14 protein-coding genes, 1 tRNA gene and 1 pseudogene are annotated in these 14,233 nt (G+C 70.9%); 4 read left to right on the top strand and 12 right to left on the bottom strand.

Annotated elements, in window-relative coordinates; all coding sequences use genetic code 11:
• Together ABZX30_RS36035 and ABZX30_RS36030 are read right to left on the bottom strand one after the other, a co-directional pair.
• A pseudogene (locus tag ABZX30_RS36035) lies at nucleotides 1-206 on the bottom strand (SPFH domain-containing protein); the annotation flags it as partial.
• Nucleotides 207-287: 81 nt separating this feature from the next.
• A complete protein-coding gene (locus ABZX30_RS36030) occupies nucleotides 288-1,658 on the bottom strand; it encodes a peptidoglycan-binding protein (RefSeq protein ID WP_355942049.1) in 1,371 nt (456 codons plus the stop codon).
• Between the two features lie 214 nt (nucleotides 1,659-1,872).
• Between ABZX30_RS36030 and ABZX30_RS36025 the strand changes: the two genes are divergently transcribed.
• A tRNA-Lys gene (locus ABZX30_RS36025) sits at nucleotides 1,873-1,946 on the top strand.
• A 172-nt stretch (nucleotides 1,947-2,118) separates the two neighbouring features.
• On the top strand, nucleotides 2,119-2,808 hold the full coding sequence (locus ABZX30_RS36020; RefSeq protein ID WP_355942046.1) for a FadR/GntR family transcriptional regulator: 690 nt from the start codon (nucleotides 2,119-2,121) through the stop codon (nucleotides 2,806-2,808).
• 180 nt (nucleotides 2,809-2,988) lie between these two features.
• Here ABZX30_RS36020 and ABZX30_RS36015 read toward each other — a convergent pair whose 3' ends face one another.
• The 4 genes from ABZX30_RS36015 to ABZX30_RS36000 all read right to left on the bottom strand — a co-directional run bounded on the left by ABZX30_RS36015 (nucleotide 2,989) and on the right by ABZX30_RS36000 (nucleotide 6,205).
• A complete protein-coding gene (locus ABZX30_RS36015) occupies nucleotides 2,989-3,654 on the bottom strand; it encodes a class F sortase (RefSeq protein ID WP_355942044.1) in 666 nt (221 codons plus the stop codon).
• An 11-nt stretch (nucleotides 3,655-3,665) separates the two neighbouring features.
• Nucleotides 3,666-4,340 carry a hypothetical protein gene (locus ABZX30_RS36010; RefSeq protein ID WP_355942041.1) on the bottom strand — a complete coding sequence of 225 codons (675 nt, stop codon included), beginning with the start codon at nucleotides 4,338-4,340 and terminating at the stop codon, nucleotides 3,666-3,668.
• 104 nt (nucleotides 4,341-4,444) lie between these two features.
• A complete protein-coding gene (locus tag ABZX30_RS36005) occupies nucleotides 4,445-5,224 on the bottom strand; it encodes an HAD-IIA family hydrolase (protein WP_355942038.1) in 780 nt (259 codons plus the stop codon).
• Between the two features lie 99 nt (nucleotides 5,225-5,323).
• A complete protein-coding gene (locus ABZX30_RS36000) occupies nucleotides 5,324-6,205 on the bottom strand; it encodes a hypothetical protein (protein ID WP_355942035.1) in 882 nt (293 codons plus the stop codon).
• A 237-nt stretch (nucleotides 6,206-6,442) separates the two neighbouring features.
• Between ABZX30_RS36000 and ABZX30_RS35995 the strand changes: the two genes are divergently transcribed.
• Both ABZX30_RS35995 and ABZX30_RS35990 read left to right on the top strand, forming a co-directional pair.
• Nucleotides 6,443-7,510 carry a Gfo/Idh/MocA family oxidoreductase gene (locus tag ABZX30_RS35995; RefSeq protein ID WP_355942032.1) on the top strand — a complete coding sequence of 356 codons (1,068 nt, stop codon included), beginning with the start codon at nucleotides 6,443-6,445 and terminating at the stop codon, nucleotides 7,508-7,510.
• Nucleotides 7,507-8,013, top strand: coding sequence for a heme-degrading domain-containing protein (locus ABZX30_RS35990; RefSeq protein ID WP_355942030.1), 507 nt, complete (start codon nucleotides 7,507-7,509; stop codon nucleotides 8,011-8,013). The genes ABZX30_RS35995 and ABZX30_RS35990 overlap by 4 nt, the downstream gene beginning before the upstream one ends.
• Before the next feature lie 150 nt (nucleotides 8,014-8,163).
• Here ABZX30_RS35990 and ABZX30_RS35985 read toward each other — a convergent pair whose 3' ends face one another.
• From ABZX30_RS35985 to ABZX30_RS35960, 6 genes are all read right to left on the bottom strand, one after another.
• Entirely contained in the window at nucleotides 8,164-9,021 is an 858-nt protein-coding gene (locus tag ABZX30_RS35985; RefSeq protein WP_355942027.1) for a fumarylacetoacetate hydrolase family protein, read from the bottom strand.
• Between the two features lie 204 nt (nucleotides 9,022-9,225).
• A complete protein-coding gene (gene yidC / locus ABZX30_RS35980) occupies nucleotides 9,226-9,942 on the bottom strand; it encodes a membrane protein insertase YidC (RefSeq protein WP_355942024.1) in 717 nt (238 codons plus the stop codon).
• A gap of 105 nt (nucleotides 9,943-10,047) precedes the next feature.
• Entirely contained in the window at nucleotides 10,048-10,359 is a 312-nt protein-coding gene (locus ABZX30_RS35975) for a DUF6412 domain-containing protein (protein WP_355942021.1), read from the bottom strand.
• 22 nt (nucleotides 10,360-10,381) lie between these two features.
• The gene (locus tag ABZX30_RS35970; RefSeq protein WP_355942018.1) at nucleotides 10,382-10,999 is read right to left on the bottom strand and encodes a hypothetical protein; all 618 of its coding nucleotides are present in this window, start codon (nucleotides 10,997-10,999) and stop codon (nucleotides 10,382-10,384) included.
• A 17-nt stretch (nucleotides 11,000-11,016) separates the two neighbouring features.
• Nucleotides 11,017-11,445: a contact-dependent growth inhibition system immunity protein gene (locus ABZX30_RS35965; RefSeq protein ID WP_355942015.1), complete on the bottom strand. Its 429-nt coding sequence runs from the start codon at nucleotides 11,443-11,445 to the stop codon at nucleotides 11,017-11,019.
• A 70-nt stretch (nucleotides 11,446-11,515) separates the two neighbouring features.
• On the bottom strand, nucleotides 11,516-14,233 hold a 2,718-nt coding region (locus ABZX30_RS35960), incomplete at its 5' end, for a polymorphic toxin type 28 domain-containing protein (protein ID WP_355942013.1).

The following is a 14,233-nucleotide window of genomic DNA, read 5'->3' as shown; positions in this document are numbered from 1 at the left end:
GCCAGGTGCGGGATGGCCCGGGAGCTGTTGCCCTTGTCGCCCAGCACGTGCGCGGGGCCGTCCGGGGCCAACGCGGGGTAGGCCGGGACTGCGGGGAGATGGACGGGGATCTCGGTGGTGGCCTCGTTGTGGATCAGCCGGGCGGGCCTGGGCGGCTCCCCGGCGGATCCCTCGGAATCGGACGTGTGCTCGGTGGTCGTGCTCATGCGTGCCTCCAGCCTCCGCGCCAGACGCTTCACGAATGGATGGTCCTCGCCTGGATGGTCCTCGCCACGGGGACGGACGGCCTACGACGAGAACAGCCGCCGCCAGGTCTCCGGCCCCGGGTAGCCGTCCGCCGCGCCGCCCCGCCAGCCCTGGGCGCGCTGGAAGGCCTCGACGGCCCGCCGGTCCGCCTCGCTCCAGCGCGAGTGGGGTCCGTCGGGGTAGTACCGGCCGAACCCCTTCTTCACCAGCTGCCGTCCGAGCCGGCCGACGTACGGGTTGTCGGCGCCCGGCCGGAACAGGTTCCGGCCGGGATAGCCGGCGACCCCGTGCGAGGCGGGGGCGTCGGTGATGTCCTTGCCCTTGCCGGTCGCCAGCAGCTCCCAGGTACGCGGCCCGGGCAGCCCGTCCGCGTCCGCGCCCGTCCAGCCCTGGGCGAGCTGGAAGGCCCGGGTCGCCCGCCGGAACGCCTCGGACCAGCGCGGGCCGGGCTCCTGGGCGTAGTACGCCCCGGCGCCGCGGTCGACCAGCATCCGGCCGAGCCGGGCGACGTACTGGTTGTCGGCGCCCGGACCGAAGTACGCCGCCCCCGGGAAGGGGCCCGGTGCCGTCCCGGCGGAGGTGGAGGCTGGGGCGCCGGAGGCGGCGGGGGCGGGGGCGGGGGCGGGGGCCGCTTCGCCGGGCTTCGCGTCGTCGGCGGCGGCGGCGGTCACCCCCTTGTAGCGGTAGGGGACGTACTTGTCGGAGTTGGTCCAGTAGGCGTACGGGGTGGCCTGGCGGCGGGTGTGCGGGGGCGTCTGCTCGTAGGCGGTGTAGTAGGTGTGCGTGTAGTCGGTCCAGCCGCCGAAGATGACGACGTGCGAGCCCTTCTCCGGGTCGGCGGGGTTGTGGAAGAGCAGCATGTCGCCGGGTTGCAGCTCCTCCTTGCCGATCTTCACGCCGTACTGGCCGAGGCTGCCGGTCCATTCGTTGCTGCCCAGGTTCCAGGCCATCGAGACGTAGCCCGAGCAGTCCTGCCGGTACCCGTCGGACCAGTACTCGGTCATGCTGTACGGCACCTGGGCGGTCACCCAGGTCTTGGCCCGTTCGATGATCGCCGTGCGGGTGGTGGCGGGCGGGGCGGCCGGATCGGCGGGCTGGGCCGGCTTGCCGGCGGGGCCGTGCAGCGGGGTCGTGGTGCCCTGCGGGGTGCCGGGGTCGTCGCCGTCCGCCGGGGTCCGGGAGCCGGCGGGCCGGTCCGGGGCGTGCGCCGCGGCGAGGGCGGCGGCCGGGTGGCCCGCGCCGACGGCGGCGGTGGCGGACGCGGCGGCGGCCACGACCAGGGCCCGGCCGGCCGCCGGGCGCCCTGCGGCCCGGCCGGTCAGGGCGGAGGGACCGACGCGCCGCCCGTGGGCGCATTCGGGGCAGTCGCAGTCGCGCGCGGGGCCGACGTCCTCGAAGACCGGAGCCACCATGCGCGCTGCCTCATATTCCGGGTCGATGTCGGGATCGGTTTCCGGGTTGAAATGTCCGCGTCTGTGCACATTGATCAGTTTCCCAACTGTGGTCATCGTGCGCATGCTGACGGCCCGGATGATGTACGCGACCCTCACCCGACCGGGGACGTCCGACACCCCCGGATGGTCTGAAGCACCCCCCGCGGTCCGGTACAGTTGACGACGTCAGCAGGCGCCGCTAGCTCAGTTGGTTAGAGCAGCTGACTCTTAATCAGCGGGTCCGGGGTTCGAGTCCCTGGCGGCGCACGACGACGATGGCGATCCACGTCCGCGGACAGCGCGGACCCGGATCGCCATCTCTGTTTCCATGCGGCTTCACGGCGCACGATGGGGGCTCCGCCACCCATGCCGCCGACGGCGCCGGGTCCCTCGTTCCGAACCGGGGCCCTGTCACTGTTTGGCCGGATACTCTCTGGCCATGGCAGCCCGAGACCTCCAGGAGCGGATCAAGAAGCTCATCGTCGACCGCAGGCTGGCCTCCGGGGCCCCGCTGCCGACCGAGCCCGAGCTGATGGAGTTCCTCGGCGCCAGCCGGAACTCGGTGCGGGAGGCGCTGAAGGCGCTCCAGGCGATGGGCATCGTCGAGATCCGGCACGGCTTCGGCACGTACGTCGGCCCCATGTCCTTCGCTCCCCTGATCGAGGGCCTCGCCTTCCGCACGGTCGCCGGGCACTACCGGGGCGAGGACTCCCTGCTCCAGTTGCTGGAGCTGCGCGAGGCGGTGGAGACCGGCCTCGTCTCCCGGCTGGCCGGGCGGCTGCCGGAAGCCGACCTGGCGGAGCTGGACCGGCTGGCCGACCGCATGGAACAGCAGGCCGAGGAGGGCGCCGGCCTGGCGGAGACCGACCGGGCGTTTCACGCCACCCTCTACCGCGGCCTGGACAACACCCTGCTGAGCGAGGTGCTCGAGGCGTTCTGGGACGCCTTCCACCGCGTCCAGCAGGACCTGGTGGAACTGCCGCAGGACCCGCGGATCACCTGCCGCCAGCACCGGGAGATCCTCGACGCGGTGCGCTCGGGCGACTCCGTACGGGCGGAGCGAGCCATAAGAGACCACTTCGGCAACATCCGCTCACGCCTGTCCCCCGCGGCCGCGTCCGACCGGTGAAACCGCGCTCCGCCACTTGCGATCATGCTCGGCGGCATAACCTGCTCGCTCGGTGCGCGTCACGAGGTCGCCCGAAGAGCGCGGACCGCGGACCGTGGATCGCGGACCGTGGATCGCGGACCGCGGATCGTGGGCCGTGGGCCGCGCGTGGGCCGTGGGCCGTGGATCGCGGGCCGTGGCTCAGGGCCCGGTGCCGGTCAGATACGCCGACACCACCACGTTCGCCGTGTAGCTGCGGCTCGCCCGGTCGAAGGTGCCGCCGCAGGTGATCAGCCGCAGTTCCGCGCGGCCCGGCTCACGGGGGCCGTAGGCCTGCTGGGCGTCGAAGCGGTCGCGGGGCAGGACCCGGACGTCGTCCACGGTGAACTCGGCGACCCGCCCGTCGCTGCGGACCACCTTCACCGACTCACCCGGCCGCAGCGCGCTGATCCGGTAGAACACGGCCGGCCGGGTCCGGGTGTCCACGTGCCCCACCATCAGCGCGGTCCCGGCCGCCCCGGGTTTCGCCCCGGCCGCGTACCAGCCCACCACTCCGGCCTGGTCGAACGGCGGTGGATCGACCGCGCCCTGCCCGTCCAGGCCCCGGGCCACCACCGGCGCCTGCACACCGAGGTCGGGGATGTCGATGCGCTGCGGCAGCGCCTCACCCAGCGGACGGGCGGCGGGCGGGAGCGCGGCCCCGTCGGGGCGGCCCACCGCGGCCACGTCGCCGGTGGCGGCCCCCGGGATCCCGGCGGGCGCCTCGGTCACCTCGCGGCCCCACAGCCACAGCCCGAGCAGCAGCAGCGCCCAGGTCACCCCGGCCAGCAGCCGCCCGGTGCCGGAGGAGAGCTCGTGATCGGACATGGCCGGCCGTCTCACCGCGCGCCGTGGCTCCGGCGGGCGCCGAGCAGCCCGACGGCGACCGCGGCGACACCGGCGAGGACCAGCCCGGTCACCGCGTGGGCGGTACCCGGCGCGGCGGCACGGGCGCCCGCCGGGACGAGCCGGGCGGTCCCACCGCCGCCGGCGTGGACGGGGGCGATGGGTGAGGCGGGGGCGACCGGCGAGACGGGGGCGACCGGTGAGGCGGGGGCGGCTTGCGACGCTGGGGTGGCGGGGGCGGACGGCCCGGCGAGAGGAAGCGGCGAGGCGGCGGCGGAGGCGTGCCCGGGCGGCGCGGAGGGCGGCGCGGAGGGCTGCCCCGAGGCCCTCGCCGGGACGGAGACACTCCCGTTCACCACGGCGCCGGCGCAGCTGACCCGCACGTCGTACGAGCCGGGCCGCAGCGAGGTGCGGACCCTGGTCTCACCGGTGAGTGTGCCGCCCGTGCCGGTCAGCCGGGCGTTCGTGACGAACGCGTCCGAGACGGCGGTGCCGGCAGCCCCGGAGCAGCCGCTCACCCGGAGCGTCACGTCGGTGCCGGGGGCGGGGGACACCGGGGCCACCGACATCCCGGCTCCGCCGTCCGCCGCACGTGCCGCCGGGGCGAACGCGACACCGGTGACGAGTCCGGTGCAGAGGATGCGGACAGTGAGACGCGCTGAGCCCATCGTGAACCTCCAGATATCCGGAGGCTGCCCGCTCCGGAGCCCCTCCGCATCCTCGAGGGGCGCCGTTTTGCTCCGTACGGACGACGGTTTTCGACCCGTACGCCTCAGATCCGGTCGACGAGGTCCGCGATGGAGTCGACCACCTTGGACGGCCGGTACGGGAAGTCCTCGATCTGCTCGGGCCGGGTCAGGCCGGTGAGCACCAGGAACGTCTGCATCCCGGCCTCTATGCCGGCCAGCACGTCGGTGTCCATCCGGTCGCCGATCATCGCGCTGGTCTCGGAGTGCGCGCCGATGGTGTTCAGGCCGGTGCGCATCATCAGCGGGTTCGGCTTGCCCGCGAAGTACGGCGTCTTGCCCGTCGCCTTGGTGATCAGCGCGGCGACGGCACCGGTCGCGGGCAGCGGGCCCTCGGTGGAGGGGCCGGTCTCGTCCGGGTTGGTGCAGATGAACCGGGCGCCGCCGTTGATCAGGCGGACGGCCTTGGTCATGGCCTCGAAGGAGTAGGTGCGCGTCTCACCGAGGACCACGTAGTCGGGCTCGTGGTCGGTGAGGATGTAGCCGATGTCGTGCAGTGCGGTGGTCAGCCCCGCCTCGCCTATCACGTACGCGGACCCGCCGGGCCGCTGGTCGTCCAGGAACTTGGCGGTGGCCAGCGCCGACGTCCAGATGTTCTCGATCGGCACGTCCAGGCCCATGCGCACGAGCCGCGCGTGCAGGTCGCGCGGGGTGTAGATCGAGTTGTTGGTCAGCACCAGGAAGGGCTTCCCGGACTCGCGCAGCCGCTTCAAGAAGGCATCGGCGCCGGGGATCGGCACGCCCTCGTGGATGAGCACACCGTCCATGTCGGTGAGCCAGGACTCGATGCGCTTGCGGTCTGCCATGGGGCGTCTCCTGCCGTACAGCGTGCTGCGTGGGCCCCAGCCTAAACACACCCCCGATCTTGCGGGAACGCCCTGCTCACTGTGTGGGCACCCGGTCCCTCAACGCCTCCGCCGGGCGAGCAGCAGCACCCCGCCGACGGCGAGCAGCAGGGCGGTGAGCGCGAGCGCGCCGTAGCGGCCGCCGAGGCCGGTGCGGGCGAGTTCGTCGGCGAAGGAGAGCGGTGCGGAGGGCGACGGCGAAGGGGGTTGTGCAGGGGAGGACGAGGAGGACGAGGAGGACGAGGAACGAGAGGAGAGGGGGGAGGGGGTGACGACCAGGCCGGGGATCGGGGTCAGGTCGACGGGCGGTGTGACGGTGGGGGTGGGGGTGGGGGCGGAGCCGCCGGTCGCGGCCGTGGTGCCGGCGGGCGGCTCGGGGCCGGGTTCGGTGTCGATCCCGAAGCGGTAGTCGCCGGACTCGCCCAGCCACTCACCGTCGTCACCCCGACGTTCCACGACGGCGGCCTTGGCGGTGACCCCGTTCGGCACGGCGTCGGCGGTGACCGCGAGCCTGACCTTCACGGAGACGGTCCCGCCCGGCCCCACGGAGAACCCCGGGAACCCGTCGTCGAAGGCCCCCACCAGTTCGTCCTGGTCGGTGCTCTCGAAGTGGACGGGGTGGGCGCGCGGGCCGTCGTAGAACTCCAGCCGGGCCTGCTCGGGCTTCAGGGCCCGCTTGTCGTCGACGAGCACGACGACCGGGTGTACGGCGGTGCAGGCGCGGTCGGTGGTGTTGGTGAGGTCGATGTACCAGGTGCCGGATCCTCCGCCGGCCTCGTACGACGTGGGCCCGCCGTGGATCCGGGCGCTGAGCGGGAAGTTCCGCTCGTCGGACCCGGCACAGTCGAGGCCGGTCTCCCGTCCGTGCGCCGGCCCGACGGGGCCGAGGACGACGGCGGCGGCTGCAGCGAGGCAGAGGGGCAGGATCGTACACAGTCGCATGAACACATAACCCAACCGGCCAGCACGCCGTCCCCGCGCAGCCGCGCTGCCCCGCCCCTCGAACGGCCGCCGACTTCCCCCCGTTCAGCGCCCCGGGGTGGCGCGATCCCGGCGGATTCCCAGGGGCACGGGGTGGGCGCGGCGGCACCCCGTCACGCCGCCCGTCACGCGCCCGTCGCACCGGGCCGCGCGACCCCGCCCCGCGCACCCGCGCCGTCTCCTGCGACAGTGGGAGCCATGACTGGTACCACTCTCCGCGTCGGCCTCATCGGCTACGGCCTCGCGGGCTCCGTCTTCCACGCCCCGCTGATCGCCGCCACCGAGGGCCTCGCGCTCGACACGGTCGTCACCTCGAACCCCGAACGGCAGGAGCAGGCACGGGCCGGGTTCCCGTACGTCCGTGTCGCCACCGCCCCCGACGAGCTGTTCGACCGCGCCGACGAGCTGGACCTGATCGTCATCGCCTCCCCGAACAAGACGCACGTCCCGCTGGCCACCGCCGCCCTCAAGGCGGGCCTGCCGGTGATCGTGGACAAGCCGGTCGCGGGCACGGCGGCCGAGGCCCGGGACCTCGCCGCCCTCGCCGAGGAGCGCGGCCTGCTGCTGTCGGTCTTCCAGAACCGCCGCTGGGACAACGACTTCCTGACCCTGCGCAGGCTCCTGGACGAGGGCGAGCTGGGCGACGCCTGGCGGTTCGAGTCCCGTTTCGAGCGCTGGCGCCCGCGGCCCAAGGGAGGCTGGCGCGAGTCCGGGGACCCGGAAGAGATCGGAGGTCTGCTGTACGACCTCGGCAGCCATGTCGTCGACCAGGCCCTCGTGCTGTTCGGCCCGGCCGCCCAGGTGTACGCCGAGACGGACGTCCGCCGCCCTGGGGCCGAGGCCGACGACGACACCTTCATCGCGCTGACCCACGCGAGCGGCGTCCGCTCCCACCTCCACGTCTCCGCCACCGCCGCCCAGCTCGGCCCCCGCTTCCGCGTACTGGGCTCACGCGCGGGCTATGTGAAGTACGGCCTGGACCCACAGGAGGCGGCCCTGCGGGAGGGCCGGCGGCCCGGCGCGGGCTGGGGCGTGGAACCCGAGTCCCTGTGGGGCCGCGTCGGCGCCGGGGAGTCCCCGGTGACCGGCGGCGGCCGGCCCGTACCGACCCTGGCCGGCGACTACCCCGCCTACTACGCGGCCGTGGCCGAGGCCCTGACCGGCGCCGGCCCCAACCCGGTGACCGCGCTGGAGGCGGCCGCCGCCCTCGACGTCCTGGAGGCGGCCCGGCGCTCGGCCCGCGACGGTGTGGCGGTGGCGCTGTGACCGACCACCCGCGGATCACCCCCAGGTTCGCCCCCGAGATCACGCCGTCGGTCGAGGAACTGGAGGCACAGGAGCGCCGGCTGGTCTTCCGCCGGTTCACCAACGAGGACGCCTGGGCCCTGGGCTCCCTCCTGGTGGAGCTGGCCCGGGAGCGCCAGGCCCCGCTGGCCGTCGACATCCACCGGGCCGGCCAGCAGCTCTTCCACGCGGCCCTGCCCGGTTCGACCCCCGACAACGACGCCTGGATCGCCCGCAAGCGCCGTGTCGTGGAGCGCTACGGCTGTGCGTCGTACCTGGTCGGCGCCCGTTTCCGGGCCAAGGGCACGACGTTCGAGGAGTCCTCCCGCCTCGATCCCGACACGTACGCGGCCCACGGCGGCTCGTTCCCGGTCAACGTCGAGGGTGTGGGCGTGATCGGCGCGGTGACCGTGTCCGGGCTGCCGCAGTTGCAGGACCACCGGTTCGTGGTGGAGGCACTGGAGCAGTTCCTGGGCCGGGATTGACCGGATGCCTCCTCCGGTCCGCACCCTCGACAGCACCCGGGGGTGCGGGGCCGTGTCCGACGTGCGGCTCCGCCGCACGGGCGCGACCAGCCCCCGACAACCCGCAGCCGACGGAGCCACCCGCCGGTCCCCGTTAGACCGGCGGAGCGCCTACGCGTCCTTGAGCTCCTGGCGCTGGCGCCCGAGCCCCTCGATCTCCAGCTCGACGACGTCCCCGGCCCGCAGGAACGGCTTGGGCTCGGGCAATCCGAGCGCGACCCCGGCCGGCGTACCGGTGTTGATCACGTCCCCGGGGTACAGGGTCATGAACTGACTGACGTACCGCACGACCTCCGCGACGGGGAAGATCTGCTCGGCGGTGTTCCCGTCCTGCTTCAGCTCCCCGTTCACCCACAGCCTCAGGGCCAGCGCCTGCGGATCGGGCACCTCGTCCGCCGTCACCAGCCACGGCCCCAGCGGGTTGAACGTCTCGCAGTTCTTCCCCTTGTCCCAGGTCCCGCCGCGCTCGATCTGGAACTCCCGCTCGGACACGTCGTGCGCCACCGCGTACCCGGCGACGTGCGCGAGCGCCTCCTCGTGCGACCCCAGGTAGCGGGCGGTGCGCCCGATGACGACCGCGAGCTCCACCTCCCAGTCGGTCTTGGTGGACCCGCGCGGGACGAGCACGGTGTCGTGCGGGCCGACCACCGTGTCCGCGGCCTTGAAGAAGATGACCGGCTCGGCGGGCGGCTCGGCCCCGGTCTCGCGGGCGTGGTCGTGGTAGTTCAGCCCGATGCACACGATCTTGCCGATCCGCGCCAGCGGCGGCCCGACCCGCAGCCCGGTCCCGCCCAGCACGGGCAGTTCCCCGGTGTCGGCGGCGGCCCGGATCCGGCCCAGCGCGGCGTCGTCCGCGAGCAGCGCCCCGTCGATGTCCGCCACGATCCCCGACAGGTCCCGCAGGTACCCCTCGGCGTCCAGCAGCGCGGGGCGCTCCGCCCCCGCCGTACCGACTCGCAGCAGCTTCATGGTCACCATCTCCCTCGATCACGGGCGCCCGGCCGATGTGTGCCGCGACGTGTGCAGCCATCGGAGGACTGGTCGATCCTCCAAGCCGCAGGTCCAGTCCGCAAGACCTTGTTCACGGACTGGACCGTAGCCGGGACGGCCACCGGGCCCGTGCCCGTGCCCGACCCGGACCCGGACCCGGACCCGGACCCGGACCCGGACCGCTCAGCGGTACAGCGCCGCCCGCTCCACCGCGCTCCACGCCGTACTGGTCACCACGTACAGGGCGGCGGCCAGCGGCACCACGGCGACCGTGACGAGGGTGAAGAAGGACATGAACGGCATGACCTTGCCGACCGCGCCCAGGCCGGGCACCCGCTCCCCGTCACCCCCGGCGACGACGACCGGGTTCGGCGCCGTCATCCGCTTCGTACGGCGGTAGTTGAACACGGCGACGGCGGTGACGACCGCGAAGAGCCCGAGGTAGACCAGCCCGGCCGCCCCGAACACGCCGCCGTCGCCCAGCGCGTCCGCCCATCGCCCGCCGAGCGGCGCGGCGAACAGCCGGTGGGCGAGCAGGCCGCCTCGCTCACCGCCGACCGTCGAGTCGGAGAACAGGTGGTAGAGGAGGAAGAAGGCGGGCATCTGGAGCAGGCTGGGCAGGCAGCCGGACAGCGGCGACACCTTCTCCTCGGCGTGCAGTTCGAGGATGGCCTTCCGCAGCTTCTCCGGGTTCTTCCCGTGTCTCCTGCGCAGCTCGGCGACCTTCGGCTGAAGCGCGGCCCGGGCCCGCTGCCCGCGCGCGGCGGCCCGGGAGAGGGGATGGACGAGGAGTCGTACGAACGCGGTGAACAGGACGATCGCCGCAGCCGCAGCCGAGGCGTGCAGGAGCGGCTGGAGCAGGTCGGCGAGCTGCTCGACGAGCCGCGCGAAAACGGACATGGGTGAGCCCTCCGTGGGTCACGTCGTGCCGGAGTGAAGACGGGCATGGCGGCATGACGACCCGCGCGGGGTCACGGATGTGGGAGTGCCGTGGGAGCGCTCGCCCTACGCAGTGGCCGTCGCGAGGGCGTGTCCGGGCGCCCGGGGCCGGCGGCGGCCCCGGGCATCCGGATCCCGCTGCGGCAGGAAGGCCGTACGGCGGGCCCGGTCCCGTATGGCCGTACGTATGCGGGTGGGCGGCACGGCAGGCGCGCAGCGCGCGGCCACGAGCGAACAGGCGGCGAACGCGGCCCCGGCCGCGGCGGTCGCGGCGAGCGCGACGGTGGTGGAGAGACTCCCGGTGTCGAGCAGCGCGACGGACAGCAGGAAGAACAGCAGAGCGACGGCAGGTCGGGCGGCGGCCAGATGACGCACCATCAACTCCCCTCCCCCCTCACGGTCAGGTCGACCGTACCTGATCCTGCTCGGTCTCGATGGGCTGCAACAGCCGCTTGGGCCTGAGCAGCGCCCGGCTGACCGGGTCGGCCTGATCGGCTCGCATCCGGGGCCAGTCCGGGCCCGGTGATACGCCAACGTTGTCCGCGCTCACGAGGGAGGGACCCGTCGCCTCCTCGCCGCCACAGACGTGAGCGAGCCACCGGAAGTCGTCGCAGCCGAAGAACACCTCACCCCACGAGTCAACCCAGACCCGAGCGACACCGTCACCCGTCTCCGCGAGGTCCCACCAGACCCAGCCACGGAACTCGTTCTCCGGGTCGAACTGATAGAGGCAGCTCTGCAGTTCCCACCCGCCCTCACGACCGCCACGACCGCCACGACTCGCGGCAACGAACCAGTCAGGGACGAGGTCGACGGGAAGATCCTCGCCATCGAAGATCTGGGACAGCGCAAGCCGTAGGGCGGCATCCAGTACCGCCCGCATCCGCGTACCGAACTCCACGACAGGGCGGTTCGTGCGAACGTCGAAGGCGGACAGGACCGGAGGCACGCCCTCCGGCACCGGCCGCCGCGACAGCCGCAGCAACTCCCGCTCACTGTCTTGGATGTCGTGCAGCACGCTGACTCCTTGGCACCTTAACTGGCTGGACCGTCCTTCGGGAGCGATGCGAGGAACGCCTCGACATCCGGTTTCACATAGCTTGACAGGTCAGTCATCATCGAAACCGTCTTCCCGAGCTCTCGGGCGAGTTCCGGCAGCTTCGCCCACACATCCGGGCTGACGATGACCGTCGCGTACAGGAGTTCGTCATCAAGAAAATAGCCGCTCTCTGCCTGCGTCTGTGCCGATTCGCGCAGAATCTTCACCGCAAGAGGAAGGAGCAGGGGCACTCCCTCTTTCTGGGCAATCAGCCTGGCCAGCTCATGAGATTCCAGAGCTCCGACCGGGCGTCGGCGAAGTGCATGGATCGCCTTGATCAAGGAGGTCGCCCCCTCGGGCGGCTCCGGCCAGCGACGGCCTTCCAGCTGTTCAAGTGATTTACTGAGGTCAAGAGGCTCGGACATTTATGTTCCTTTCCCGCTACGGACGCACCACATATCGCGTGGCCGCTGGCACAGGCCTCGCGAACACGTCTCAGCGGTGACCGATGGAGTGCAGGAAACCATTTAGACGGTCTAGTTCTTCAATCGTTTCCTTGCGCTTCTTCTTGAGTACTTCCAATCCGCGTTCCGTGATGGATTCCGGTGGATTTCTCAGCTCCGCTTCCAGGATCTGCCGGACGTTGTTCAAACCGTTGCGCGCCTGCGTCAAGTCCGTGATGTGATCGAAGGGTGTTCCATCGGGTTTCCTGGCGACTACCTCGCCCCTCGCTTCCCGTCGGGCGGCACTGTAGTGGTTGTGATTCGGCTGGGAGTTTATCTCTCCAACGGGATCCTTTTTTATGTTCTCCAGCCGTGCGATCGCCTTCTGCGCGGCGTCCCGCAGCCCGAGTTCCCGGCACTTGGGCGCGAGTCCCAGCGGGTCGGTCCATGTCTGGGGGTTGCGCACGTAGGTGCGGGGGTTCGGCGCAGGCCGCAGCCCGAGGGGGTCAGGTGTGAGGTAGCGGGCATTTTCAGGGTCGTAGTAGCGAAAGTAGTTGTAGTGGAGGTCGGTCTCGGGATCGTAGTACTGCCCCGGGAACCTCAGAGGCGTGTAGGCCGTGCTGTTCCTGGCCCAAGCGGTCTTGCCCCAGAGCGTGGAGCGCGAACGCCAGGCGATTGTCCCTTCTTCGTCCAGGAGCTCCGTGGGGGAGCCGACGAGATCGGTGACAATCGCGAAGAAACGTGAGTCGATCTCCTCCTGGGGGGCGTCGGCCAGAGTGACACGTTCGCTCTGGGCAAGCGGGTGCAAGCCGTCGTGGTACCAAGTCAGGGTGACTTTCTGAAGTTCCCCCAGGACAGTGCTGGTCTGCTCGCACAAGATGCTGTCGTCCCAGGAGAAGTCAACCTGCTCCACGACAGTGGTGCCACCCTCGCCCAGCCGCTGCTTGGCAATGCGACGTCCCAGGGGGTCGTACAGGTAGCGCCACACGGTACCGTCCGGTGTGACGACGGCAGTGAGACGGTCTTCTGCATCCCAGGAGTAGCGCCAGGTCTCCGGCTTTCGGGAGAGTCTGGTCTTCTGGCGCAGTGTGATCCGGCCTTGAGCATCGTGTTCGTAGCGGACTCGTCCTGCCCGCGTGACCCGGTTGCCGTCATACGTTCGCGGCCCTGTGGCCTCGTGGCCGGGGTGGGAGGCCGGCCACTCCGCAGCGCTTTGATTGCCGGTCTCGTCATACGCATAGCGCTCGGTCCAGCCCTCCGCCCGTACCTCGGTGACGCGGCCGATGACATCCAACGTGATGTGTCGGCCGCCGCTCAGCAAATCGTCCGAGCCCTCGAGGTAGCCGTCCGGCCGGTAGGTGTAACGGCGCTGCTGGATGAGGTGACCGCCATGATGCGCCACAGTCTGACGGGTAAGGCGTCCCAACACGTCGTATGCGCTGGTCATCCTGCCGATTCCGCCGAGGCCCCGGGCAAGTTCCTGACCGGCACTGTCGTACTCGAAGTCGATAGTGCGCCCCGCAGCGCTCACTTCGATGAGGTTGTCGACGGCGTCATGGACAAAGGTACTGACCGCGCCGGCTGGAGTGGCGCGGCTTGTGCGCCGTCCGAGCTCATCGTGGGTGTAAGTCGTCGTAAGACCGTTGACGGTCTCTGCGGTGAGGTTGCCACTGCTGTCGAACTGCCTGCTCAACGTCGCGTCCGGACCAACGGCACGCGTGAGGCGACCGTTGGGATCGTAGGCGTATGTGGTGACCCGGCCTTGTGCATTCTGGCGGATTACCCGGCCAAGGGCATCGTAATCAAAACGGATCACCTCACCGAGGGCATTGGTCCGACTGATCAGGCAACCGACGGCGTCATGGTCGTAGTCGAGCGTGCGCCCGTCAAAGTCCGTCTCCGAAGTCAGACGACCGGCGGGGTCGAACTGATAGCTCCACGTACAACCGGCGGGATTCGTGACCCCCGTGAGACGCAGTTCGGGATCATAGGTGTATTCGAAGCGCATCCCCGCCGGATCAACGCGGGCGACCAACAGATCGAAGTGACCGTATTCAAAACGGTTGACCGCCCCCGTTGGTCCGGTGTGGACGATGCAGTTACCCTCGCCGTCGTACTCCCAGGATTCAGTGCTGCCGTCGGGTGTGGTACGGCGCGCGGGTAGCCCGTCAATGGTCCATTCCAGGCGGGTCGTGGCACCAAGAGGATCGGTGATCGCAACAGCGTGGCCGAACATGTCACGCTCGTACACTGTCACGTTGCCGAGCGGATCCTGGATCTGCAGGGGCAGTCCGGCCCCGTCGCAGCGCAGGGAGGTCGAGTGTCCCAGCGCATCGACAACCGAACGGAGCTGCCCGGCGAGGCCATAGCTGAAACGGATTGTGGGTCCCCCTGGTCCGCTGACGGTGATTCGATTACCGCGTTCGTCGTACGTCTGTCGCCAGATGGAGCCGCTCGAGTCAGTCACCGTTTCGACGAGCCCCAGAGCGTTGTACGTGGCCATTGTTTCATGACCGTCCGACCGCACCACTGAGACCAAGTGTCCGAGGTCGTCGTAATGCAGCCGGGTTATATGACCCAAGGCATCAATGACAGTAGTGAGTTGACGGTGTTCGTCCCATTCCTGCGCCGTGGTATTTCCCAGCGGATCGATCTCACGAATGAGACACAGAGCCTCGTTGTGTTCGTAGACGCGGGTGTGGCCGAGGGAGTCGGTGACGCGGGTGGTGCGGGTGGTGGTGTCGTAGGTGAGGGTGGAGGCGAGGGCGCC

The sequence above is a fragment of the Streptomyces sp. NPDC004542 genome (genome assembly GCF_040610035.1).
Taxonomy (GTDB): Bacteria; Actinomycetota; Actinomycetes; order Streptomycetales; family Streptomycetaceae; genus Streptomyces.
This window is presented reverse-complemented; position numbering and strand designations above follow the sequence as displayed.